This is a genomic window from Streptomyces sp. NPDC000878 (genome assembly GCF_053599695.1).
The window spans coordinates 1-9,593 of the sequence record NZ_JBSFMT010000142.1 but is presented as its reverse complement, the minus strand read 5'-3'; the positions used below and the strand labels follow the sequence as shown (position 1 = coordinate 9,593).

The 9,593-nt window shown below is 65.6% G+C and carries 11 protein-coding genes; 5 read left to right on the top strand and 6 right to left on the bottom strand.

Features of this window, described 5'->3' with window-relative positions; all coding sequences use genetic code 11:
* Positions 1–155: 155 nt before the first annotated feature.
* Positions 156–392 (top strand): hypothetical protein, encoded by a 237-nt coding sequence (locus tag ACWDR4_RS49070; RefSeq protein WP_450418594.1) that lies wholly within the window; start codon positions 156–158, stop codon positions 390–392.
* Here ACWDR4_RS49070 and ACWDR4_RS49065 read toward each other — a convergent pair.
* Both ACWDR4_RS49065 and ACWDR4_RS49060 read right to left on the bottom strand, forming a co-directional pair.
* The gene (locus ACWDR4_RS49065) at positions 387–1,400 is read right to left on the bottom strand and encodes a transposase (protein WP_450418592.1); all 1,014 of its coding nucleotides are present in this window, start codon (positions 1,398–1,400) and stop codon (positions 387–389) included. The genes ACWDR4_RS49070 and ACWDR4_RS49065 overlap by 6 nt on opposite strands.
* Positions 1,401–1,411: 11 nt before the next feature.
* Positions 1,412–1,807, bottom strand: coding sequence for a transposase (locus ACWDR4_RS49060; protein ID WP_450418591.1), 396 nt, complete (start codon positions 1,805–1,807; stop codon positions 1,412–1,414).
* Between the two features lie 94 nt (positions 1,808–1,901).
* On the opposite strand from ACWDR4_RS49060, the gene ACWDR4_RS49055 reads away from it, so the two are divergent.
* From ACWDR4_RS49055 to ACWDR4_RS49045, 3 genes are all read left to right on the top strand, one after another.
* Positions 1,902–2,819 carry a radical SAM protein gene (locus ACWDR4_RS49055; protein ID WP_450418590.1) on the top strand — a complete coding sequence of 306 codons (918 nt, stop codon included), beginning with the start codon at positions 1,902–1,904 and terminating at the stop codon, positions 2,817–2,819.
* Positions 2,816–2,983 carry a hypothetical protein gene (locus tag ACWDR4_RS49050; RefSeq protein ID WP_450418588.1) on the top strand — a complete coding sequence of 56 codons (168 nt, stop codon included), beginning with the start codon at positions 2,816–2,818 and terminating at the stop codon, positions 2,981–2,983. The genes ACWDR4_RS49055 and ACWDR4_RS49050 overlap by 4 nt, the downstream gene beginning before the upstream one ends.
* Positions 2,984–3,066: 83 nt before the next feature.
* A complete protein-coding gene (locus ACWDR4_RS49045; protein ID WP_450418586.1) occupies positions 3,067–3,936 on the top strand; it encodes a GNAT family N-acetyltransferase in 870 nt (289 codons plus the stop codon).
* Positions 3,937–4,455: 519 nt separating this feature from the next.
* Here the strand turns inward: ACWDR4_RS49045 and ACWDR4_RS49040 are convergent.
* Genes ACWDR4_RS49040 through ACWDR4_RS49030 form a run of 3 tightly spaced genes read right to left on the bottom strand, consistent with a single transcriptional unit; the run spans position 4,456 to position 7,374 of the window.
* Positions 4,456–5,634: a cytochrome P450 family protein gene (locus ACWDR4_RS49040; RefSeq protein ID WP_450418584.1), complete on the bottom strand. Its 1,179-nt coding sequence runs from the start codon at positions 5,632–5,634 to the stop codon at positions 4,456–4,458.
* Between the two features lie 4 nt (positions 5,635–5,638).
* Entirely contained in the window at positions 5,639–6,832 is a 1,194-nt protein-coding gene (locus ACWDR4_RS49035) for an MAB_1171c family putative transporter (protein WP_450418582.1), read from the bottom strand.
* A complete protein-coding gene (locus ACWDR4_RS49030; RefSeq protein ID WP_450418580.1) occupies positions 6,829–7,374 on the bottom strand; it encodes a regulator component in 546 nt (181 codons plus the stop codon). Before ACWDR4_RS49030 ends, ACWDR4_RS49035 begins: the two co-directional genes overlap by 4 nt.
* 334 nt (positions 7,375–7,708) lie before the next feature.
* On the opposite strand from ACWDR4_RS49030, the gene ACWDR4_RS49025 reads away from it, so the two are divergent.
* Complete coding sequence (locus ACWDR4_RS49025; protein WP_450418578.1) at positions 7,709–8,530, top strand: helix-turn-helix domain-containing protein; 822 nt, start codon at positions 7,709–7,711, stop codon at positions 8,528–8,530.
* A gap of 72 nt (positions 8,531–8,602) precedes the next feature.
* On the opposite strand, the gene ACWDR4_RS49020 is transcribed toward ACWDR4_RS49025, so the two are convergent.
* Positions 8,603–9,049, bottom strand: coding sequence for a helix-turn-helix domain-containing protein (locus ACWDR4_RS49020; RefSeq protein WP_319132581.1), 447 nt, complete (start codon positions 9,047–9,049; stop codon positions 8,603–8,605).
* Positions 9,050–9,593 lie beyond the last annotated feature (544 nt).

Genomic DNA, 9,593 nt, shown 5'->3' with positions numbered 1-9,593 from the left:
GTACGTCACCCCGCTCGAAACGAGATCCTTGCTCAGGCAGAGCCTCGTCCCGGCAGCGTAAACACCCGCTGTCCAGTTCGCGGGGGGAACTTCACCCACCCCGGCTTGGTTCCCCCGTGCGAGCCGGGGCGGGGCTGAGTCCCAGGAGGTATCGGATGCACAAGCTGATCGTCAGTCCGTTCCTGGATGGCTACCTGGCCGTCCAGCCGGGGAGCGCCACCTGTGTGCGACTGCCGGCCGAGCGCTACGAGGAATTACGGCAGCGTGCCGGTTGTGATGACCAGGTGCCAGCCTGGTTGGTCGGGACCGCAGCCGAAGCCTGGGATCTCGACCTGGACGGTCAGGCCGCCCCGGTAGTTGTCAAGTCAAATGAGACGTTCACGGTGCTATGAACCTTGCGGTTCGGTTTCCCTACGTTTTGCCGGGTCGTTGATCCAGACCTGGCCGGGTATCCGGGGTGGTCTCGGTCGGCGGGCGAAGCGTTGGGGGTGGCGCTCGTATGCCTCGGCGAGCGCGATGGCCCGCTGGTCGCGGACCTCCTCGGCGGTGCCGAAGTGGACGGAGGCGGGGGTGTGCAGGCCGATCCCGGAGTGTCTGTGGTCATGGTTGTAGTAGGCGATGAACGTGTCCATCCACTCCCGGGCATGGGGCAGCGAATCGAACCGTTCCGGATAGTCTGCGGTGTACTTCGTGGTCCTGAACTGGCTTTCCGAGTACGGATTGTCGTTGCTGACCCTGGGGCGTGAGTGACTCCTGGTGACACCGAGGTCGATCAGCAGCTGGGAGACCTTCTTGCTGGTCATTGAGGTGCCGCGATCCGCGTGCACGGTCTCGGGGACGATGCCGTTGCGCTCGATGGTCTCGCGGATCAACTCCTCAGCCCGTCCCGCCGATTCGGCCCGCTCGACGGTGTGGCCGACGACGTAGCGGCTGAAGATGTCGATGATGACGTAGGCGTGATACCAGATCCCCTTGACCGGGCCGGGCAGCTTGGTGATGTCCCAGGTGAAGACCTGCGACGGCCCGGTGGCGACCAGTTCGGGGATCGTCCGTGGCGGGTGGGCGGCCTGGCGGCGGCGTTCGCCGTTCTGCCCTGCGGCGGACAGGATCCGGTACATCGTCCGCTGCGAGCACCAGTAGTTGCCCGCGTCCAGCTCACGCGCCCAGACCTGCGCGGGCGGCAGGTCGACGTACTCCGGCCGGTTCAGCAGCGCCAGGATCTCGACCCGCTCGGCCGGCGAGAGGGCCGAGGCGGGCGCAGGTCTCGGGGACGGTGGGGGCTTCGGCGCCGGGTTGATGCGGCGGTAGTGGGTGGCGCGTGAGCGTCCGGTCAGCCGGCAGGCCGCCGCGGTCCCCAACTGCCCCTGGACGCCCGCGAAAGCCTCATCGATCACGGGCACGGCGGCATGCTTCAGTCCGCGCTCTCGGAGAGCAGTTCCAAGAGCGCGTTGGCTTTTCCCATGACCTCCAGCGCGGCATCGCGGCGGGCCAGGTCCTTCTCCAGGCGGGCGACCTTCTTGCGCAGCCGCTCCAACTCGGCCTGCTCGGCCGCCTTCCTCGGCCGCACCGCCGAGGTCCGCCGGTCGGTCAGCGCGTCGAGTGCGCCGGCCTCACGGGCCTGGCGCCACTCCATGATGTGCGAGTGGTAGAGCCGCTCACGGCGCAGGACCGTGCCCTTCTCGCCCGGCGGGGCGGCGTCGTACTCGGCGACGATTCGCAGCTTGTACTCCGCGGGGAACGTCCGCCGCTTCGGCTTCGGCGCCGGATCGTCGCCGCCGGTGCTGGGTATCGGGGTGGTGCTGGCCATGCTGAGGGGATCTCCTATCTCGCCCATCCAGACTAACCCGACAAAACGGGTGTCTCAGCCGAGACTGTCAGAGAGGGCCCAGCAGACGCTCCTGGTGCGCGAGCCGACCGAACTCGCCTTCGCGCGGGCGAGTTGGGAGATCAACCTCTACTGCAACTTCGGCTGCAAGCACTGCTACCTCGGCGAACGCCCCCTGGCTGGCCTGACCTGGGACGACAAGGTCAAGCTCATCGACATCTTCCGCGACTCGGGAGTCCTCTGGCTCCAGATCACAGGCGGCGAGCCGACGGTCGATCCCGACTTCGAGGGCGCCTACCGGTACGCGTACCTCCAGGGGATGATGCTCACGGTCTCGACCAACGCCTCGCGCCTGTGGAAACCCGACCTGTTGCGCCTGTTCCGAGACTGCCCGCCGTACCGCGTCGTCGTCAGCATGTACGGCGCGACGGAGGAGTCCTTCGACGAACTGACCCAGCGCAAGGGCGCGTGGAAGAACTTCCAGCGAGGCATGGCCGCTGCGCGAAATGCCGGCTTGCCCCTGCGAGTGTCCGTCGTGGTCACGGAGGACAACGCCCACGAGGTCGACGCCATGGTGGGCCTCGTGAAGGGCTGGGGCCTGGACCACCACGTCTACACCAACATGCAGCCGACCTTCTCAGGGACGGGTGAACCCCTGCTCGTCCAGTCGACGGAATTCCTTCGCAAGCGGCCGGTCTTTCAGGGCTGCAACGCGGGAGTGACCTTCTTCCACGCCGACCCACACGCCATGGTCTCGATCTGCAAGATCGGCCGCGACGACCAGATCAACCTCATGACCGAGGGCATCGATGGACTTCGCCGACTCGGAGCGATCTCCGATCGGCTCATGCTTCGCACCGGTGGCTGCACGGGCTGCTCGCTCTCCGGCTCCTGCCGGGTGTGCAGGCCGCTCGCCAAGGTCTACCAGGAGGCGAAGGCACCACTGAACACCTACTGCCAGCACGGAGAAACCAAGGAGATGGTCCGCTCATGAGTCCCGTTCCCGTCGAGATTCAGACCAGCCGCCTGCCGGCCATCCGCCCGGCTCTTCCGAGCACTCTCGTCGCGACCACGTCGCTCGTCATCGAGTCGGACGCCGATGCGCTGATGGAGGGAAGCGCCTGCTCCTGCGCGGCTGGCGACGACAACCCCAACTGATCACATCCGGTCACCTGCGCCCAGGCCCCGGCGATTCCCCGTCGGGGCCTGAGCCCTGAGCGCGAGATGAGTACCCTGAGCACATGCGATTCCGCTGGGACTGGCTACGTCCAGTGGTGTCGGCGCCCTACGTGCCGACGATCGGACCGGTACACCCGTCCGTCCTCACCGAGGACCTGTTCACGGACACCCTGATCGCAGCCTCCACGGACCAATGGTTCTTGCGCTACGACAAGGACATCCGATGGTCCGACAGCAAAGACGAGACTGTTCTCGTCGAGGACATCGTTCACAAGCCAGGCGAGACGCTGATCCCCACGCTGTCCCGGCGAGGCACTGGAATGGTCAAAGTCCATGTCTACGGCATCGAGTCCAACAGCGTGCTCGCCGCCACCGAGCTCGCACAGAAGCTGGCCGCCGAGCGCAGCGCAGAGAAGGCGCGGATCGTGCGTTTCCTCGGCTCCGAGTCTTCGGGCGGACGCGGTACACGCATCCAACTCCAAGATTTCAGCGCGACCACCCTCCCTGCCCCGGATGGCCCTGTTCGTTCCTTCGGCGAGTGGCCGGCGAGTGTACGAGGCACCTTCGCTGACTTCGCTGAGGAGATGGCCGCAGACGGCTTCGCCTTCCTCTACGGACAGATACAGGCAGGGAATGCCGGCCCGGTACTGACCGCCGTCGTGAGCGGCAGGGTGGCTGGCGCCATCGGCCCCATGGAGATCCGGCCCGACGCGATCGGTTCTCCCCAACTGATGCCGCAGTACTTCGGCGTCCTCCAGGAGCATCGCGGTCATGGGCTTGGGCGTCTACTCTGGCGTGCAGCGATGCATTGGGGCCAGGTCAACGGGGCGGCTTACCAGCTCCTCCAGACGGAGGTCGGAGGTCCTTCGGATCGCCTCTGCCGGTCCGAAGGACTGACTTCGCTCGGCTTCATGTACTGGCACGCCGCTTGAACTTGAGACTAACGCCGACACCCGGCGTGAGCCGCCCCGGCTTTGTCGGAGCCTCCATTCGCCCCGGAACGGTTCACGCGGCTTTCGCGTGTGTGACCGAGTCCGCGACCAGTTCCCCGGTGAGCAGCTTCAAGTCGTGGATCAGTTCCTCGCCCAGACTCAGCCCAAGCCGCCGAGCGCAGTCCCGTGCTGCTGGCACCGCTTCGACCAGAGGTGGGACGGTATACGCGTAGGGCGATTCTTCGAGCGGGCGGGACATAACTGGAACCTCTCGATGGGCAGGAGCTAGGGCGCGAACGTGATCTCCTACAAGCGACCGGATCGCTGGCAGACCTCACTGGCCAGCCCCGCAGGGCAGCCGGGAGATCCGGCAAGAGCCCGGCAGGTGGCGGATGACCACCATCGGGCACATGCCACCCGACTCCGTATTCCTCTGGTGATGTCACCAGAGGAATGCCAACGGGACGGCGCCAGCTGCTCGCGTAAGGGCTGTCCCTGACCAGCAGTTACGGGGCAGCCCTAGGTAAGGAGGGGAAGCGCGGCCAGTCCGCGCAACAGGCGGGTGTGCCGCCACTGCAGTTGATCCGGTGGGACCGCAAGCCGGAGCCCGGGGAAGCGGGTCAGAATCGCACGCAGGGCGATGTCGGCTTCGGCCTTGGCCAGCGGAGCACCGACACAGCGGTGGATGCCGTGGCCGAAGGCGAGGTGGCTGACGGCATCCCGATCCAGGTTGAGCTGGTCTGGTGACGGGAACCGTTCCGGATCGCGGTTGGCCGCTCCAAGAGCGACGAGTACGGGGACTCCAGCCGGGATCTCGGTGCCGCCGAGCGTGACGGCTTCCGTGGTGTACCGGAAGGTGGCCGTGCTGACGGGCGAGTCGAAACGAAGTAGCTCGTCCAGCGCGGCTGGGACGTTCTCGGGGTTGCTGCGCAGGCGGTCCAGCTCGGCAGGGTGTTGGAGCAGGGCCAGGGCGGCGTTGCCGAGGAAGTTGGTGGTGGTCTCGTGCCCTGCGATGAGCAACAGCACCGCCAGGGAGACCAGCTCCTCCTCGCTGAGGTGGTCGCCTCCGTCGCGCGCCGAGATCAGGCGGTCAAGGAGCGAGCCACCGGGCTCTAGGCGCTTGGTGGCGATGAGGCCGGTCATGTACTCGGCCATGGCGTTCGAGGCCGCGTCGATGAGGCCGGGCTTGCCGGCGGCGAACAGTTCTCCGGACCAGCGCTGGACATTGGGCCGGTCGGCCTCCGGTACCCCAAGCAGCTCACAGATCACGATGACTGGCAAAGGCACCGCAAGGCCAGTGACGAGGTCGACCGGCCCGTCGACGGGCCACTGGTCCAGCAGCCGGTCGACTACCTTGGCGATGAACGGGCGCAGCTCGGCGACGGCGCCTGGCGTGAACGCCTTGGTCACCAGCTTGCGCAGGCGGGTGTGCTGGGGTGGATCGCTGGCCAGCATGTTGTGCGCTACTGCGGGGTGCAGGCGACGTCGCGACTCCTTGTCGGCGAAGAAGGCGGCCGTGTTCTTCGAGAGCCGTGGGTCGCCGAGTGCCTGACGGGCCTCCGCGTACCCGGTGACCAGATAACTGCTGTGTCCACCTGAGCCGGTGGGAACGGCTTGCACCGGGCACGCGGACCGCATAGCCGCGTAGGTGAGGTAGGGGTCGTGCAGGAATCGAGGATCCTTGTTGGGGTCGTTCATGCTGTCAGGCTCCAACTGCTTTCGGTTGACCGCCGTCGGCGACACGCACAGTCTCGCGGTGCGCGTAGGCGTCGGCGATCTGGAGAAGCCACTGCGTCTCCGCACGGAGATCGCCGGCACGGGAAGCGGTGTCCGTCGCCGACGGCACGGCGACCTCATCGGCGGGATGGCCGGCCTGCAAAGCGGACAGTGCCGCTTTGACGACCGTAGCTTCGACGATCGCGGAGCCCTCTTCTGTACTGGCGTCGGCGGTCCGCTGGGCGGTCTCGTGCACGCTGCGGGAGCGGTACGGGCGTAGAGCGAGAATGCCGTCGCTGATCTCGATGACACGCCGCTGGAGGAGGAAGTCGGAGTCGCTCGCTGCGTCCTCATCGAGGTCTGCGGCCGGCAGGACGATCTCCGGCATCGCGGCCGACAGGTCCTGCCAGAGGGGGCCAAGCGCGTCGAAGGACCGCACTTCCCAGCGGTGGCGACGGGCCTGACTGATCGGATAGACCACGGCGGGCAGCGTGAGGCCGAGACAGATCAGCAGTACCGCGATCGCCGGGGAGGTCACGCTGAAGATACACGGCGCGGAGACCAGCGAGGAGCACCGCGCGTGGTCGGGTACGAGTTGAAAGCCCAGGCCGAGGGAGAAGAGGACCGTGAGTTTGTACGCCGCGTAGACCAGCGCGAACACGCAGCCGGCGGCTGCCAGCCGTAGGCCAATCCGCACGCTCTTCCTGCGGGTCGACTTCGACTGCCGGAGGGCCTGCCGCAGGAAGTCGACGATGGCGAAGCTCAGGTAGGAGATGAAAAGGAGCAGGTAGAGCGCGTACACCTGCGACGAGCGGTGCGTCAGCTGCTCAAACGTGAGCAGCACCGTCATGCCGGAGATGGTGGTAGCGAGAAGGACGATGCGCAAGCGAATGCGCCGCCGTGCTTCCGCTGGTTCCAGGTTGACCTGGAAGGAGACGGCCAGGACGGAGGTGGCAGCTGCCAGAGAGGCGGAGTTGCTCAGCAGTCGGCCCACATGCGGCACGACCTCCTCGACCGCGTTCTCGAACAGTGGTGCGTAGGAGGCGAAGGCCAGAGCGAAGGAGGCGAGGAGGGCACCCATGGCCCACGTTCCGGCAGGACGAGGGGTGCCCCGGCCGAGGACCCAGTAGCCGACGGCGGCTGCGAGGAGGCAGGCCATCCCAAGGAAAAGGGCATTCATCGTGAGCGGAACCAACCTTTCTTAATGGGCTGCGCGAATAGTGCGTCCCAGCTATCCGATCCCTTTTCGGGCTGGCGGGGAGGGGATTCGCGTTCTCGGTAGATGCGCTGGCGAATTATGGTCGCCATCATCTCCGCTTCGCGTTCGTCTGCCGTGGAATAGCTCGTACGTCCCGACATGCGCATCACCAGTGTGGGATTGACCCCGAGAGCACGCGCTGTAGAGGCGTCGACTTCCAGGCTTCCGGGATGGTCGCAGTACACATGGCACAGCTCGTGCGTGAGGATGTGTCGCTGGTGATGAATTGAGGTCCCCTCCTCGTAGAAGAGGAGGTCGGACTCTGGCATCTCCAGGCGTATTCCGCACGGGGCGTCGATCGCGCCGAGCGTGCTCAGGGGCTTAAGGATGATGGGTTTCCCGCGAAGCGCCGCTATCGCTTCGTGCAATTCCCGGGTGCTGAAGCGGTATGGCAGACGCAAACGATCGACCTGCTCCTCACACGATTTGAGCAGTTGGCTTTCGTTGATTTCTGGCAAGGGCATGGCAATCCCCCCTCGGTCTGGGCTGTGCGCCATCTTGCTGGTGAACGATGACAAGACGATGTCAGGAAGAGGGTGGAACTCGCGCCGCCAGGAACTGGAAGTTCCGGTTACGGGCTGTGAGTCTTTCCGCTGTGCGAAGCGAGGTGGGAGGCGACCTACTTCGACTCTCGATCTCCGACGGCTTCTCGGAGTTGTGTCGCGTGGCGCAATTCGGCGAAAGATCAACTATCCTTTATGTTCGGCTACGCTGAATGACGATCTCATGATCCTTTGACTGGCGTCGGGGCGTGTTGTGAGACATGTCATGTGACCAGGTGATCTACCATCTCGCTTCATGGACTCCCGGTGTGGGCGTGGCGACGATGCCCCGGAGGGTGAGTCCCTGTCCGAGCTGCTGCGTTCCTGGCGGAGCCGGTCGGATCCCCGTGGGTTCCCGGGGTTGACAGTGCCGGGACGGCGGAGCGTCGGTCTGTCGCAGCGGGATGTGGCCCGCCTGACGGGCGTGAGCGAGCGCTGGTACGGCTCCCTGGAGCGGGGCAACGAAGCCAACTACTCGGCGGACTTCCTCGACCGCCTGTCGTCCGCTCTGCGGCTGAGCCCCGCTGAACGCCACGTCCTGTACTTGAGGGCCATCGGACGACCGCCGGCCCTCGCCGCCGGCCCGGAGACGGACGCTTCCGCTGAAATGGACGACGTCCTCCAGCAATTCCTCGACGGTCAGTCGCCCAATCCGGCCTACGTGTCGGACCTGGCATGGAATTTGATCGGCCACAATGAGCCGCTGCGCGAGTGGTTCCCTTGGGCTGTCCATCAGGCCAACCTCATGCGGTGGGCATTTCTCAGTCAGGAGGCCCGCGAGCAGGTCGTGAACTGGCGAGAGGACTGGGCTCGTCCATATCTGGGCCAGATTCGCTATGCGCGGGTCCACTATCCAAAAAGCGAAGCTCTGCGCCGCCTGGAGCGTGACATCCTCGCGAGATCTCCAGAATTGCAGGGAATGTGGAATCGCCGTGAGGTCCACGAACATGTCGATGGCAGCCTGCGTAGGCTCAAGCTGCCCTATCATCGAGGTCGGGAAGTCCCTGTTCGCGTCATCGCTTTGCGGCCCATGCGAAGTGACCGACTTCGCGTGATCGTGCTGATGAAAAGCGACTGAGGAGCCACCAGCGGCTAATCGACCTGCGCGGGGCCGGGCCGATCCATGCCGAGGTTCAATTCGGAGCGTGGGTCATTCGTCGTCAAGAAGCCCGGAGTCGTCCGAGTCATCCGGCATTCCTTCGAGTCGCCGGGCTTGGTCGATCACCGCGTTCAGCATCTGCAGGCTCGACGTGCTGAGCCCGTTGGCGCGCAGGGCGACCCTGCGCACCTCCCGATCGCGCATCGCCGCGACCACCTGAATCTCGGCACGCGTCCGCTCGGCTACCTCCTCGTCGAAGAAGTAGCCGGGAGGCACGCCAAAGAAGCCTGCCAGCGCCCGGATGGTCTGCATCTTCGGGTTCGTGTTGGTGCCGGTGCGGAGCTGCTGGATGGCGCTTGCCGAGATGGCTACGCCGGAGGTGTCCCGGATTCCCTGCGAGACCTCCGCATACGTGTAGGAGCCGCGCTCCTTGGGGTGCACCTCCCTGAACAGGTAGTCGAGCAGCTCCGCGAAGGTGCGCTCGTGCTTCTCGGTCATCTCCAGCCCTTTTTCATGACCGCGATCCTATCCACTCCAGTGGTGATCACGCACTCGCACGTCTCAGGTGGCGACATCACAGTTGACGGATTGACGCAACTGCGGTGTACGGTGGCCCGGAATCTCATCCAGTTCAGTGTTCCATGCCTGGTGGGAGTGGGTGTGAAGAGGCTGGACTTGTGTCAGGCGCCGCCATATGGTTCTGGTCCCGCACAGGCGGATCACCGGCCGCCAAGCGGTCAGGAAGGGGAGGGGCGATGTACGTGCGGGGGCCATAGCGCCCACCGGGGGGTGAAGGAGGCCGGCGCTCGGGAGCTACCAACTCCCAAGCGCCGGGCCGGCACCTCGAAGGGCGCCGATTCACATCTCGCGGGCGGCGGGGCTTTTGCACGAGAACCGCCGCACCGCACTCGTACGAACAACGGAGTATCGCATGCTCGCCACGCCGAGCTGGCTTTGTAGGTGAGTCTTGAGGCCAGTTGTGGGTGGGTTCTGACTCCAGTGATGTCGGTGGGCAGTTGATGTCGGTGAGTTCTGACTCCAC

Excerpts from the sequence above, each read along its gene's own strand:
- ACWDR4_RS49070 (WP_450418594.1), top strand. The coding sequence starts at position 156 with ATGCACAAGCTGATCGTCAGTCCGTTCCTGGATGGCTACCTGGCCGTC.
- ACWDR4_RS49060 (WP_450418591.1), bottom strand. The coding sequence starts at position 1,807 with ATGGCCAGCACCACCCCGATACCCAGCACCGGCGGCGACGATCCGGCG.
- ACWDR4_RS49050 (WP_450418588.1), top strand. The coding sequence starts at position 2,816 with ATGAGTCCCGTTCCCGTCGAGATTCAGACCAGCCGCCTGCCGGCCATC.
- ACWDR4_RS49045 (WP_450418586.1), top strand. The coding sequence starts at position 3,067 with ATGCGATTCCGCTGGGACTGGCTACGTCCAGTGGTGTCGGCGCCCTAC.
- ACWDR4_RS49040 (WP_450418584.1), bottom strand. The coding sequence starts at position 5,634 with ATGAACGACCCCAACAAGGATCCTCGATTCCTGCACGACCCCTACCTC.
- ACWDR4_RS49035 (WP_450418582.1), bottom strand. The coding sequence starts at position 6,832 with ATGAATGCCCTTTTCCTTGGGATGGCCTGCCTCCTCGCAGCCGCCGTC.
- ACWDR4_RS49030 (WP_450418580.1), bottom strand. The coding sequence starts at position 7,374 with ATGCCCTTGCCAGAAATCAACGAAAGCCAACTGCTCAAATCGTGTGAG.
- ACWDR4_RS49025 (WP_450418578.1), top strand. The coding sequence starts at position 7,709 with ATGGACTCCCGGTGTGGGCGTGGCGACGATGCCCCGGAGGGTGAGTCC.
- ACWDR4_RS49020 (WP_319132581.1), bottom strand. The coding sequence starts at position 9,049 with ATGACCGAGAAGCACGAGCGCACCTTCGCGGAGCTGCTCGACTACCTG.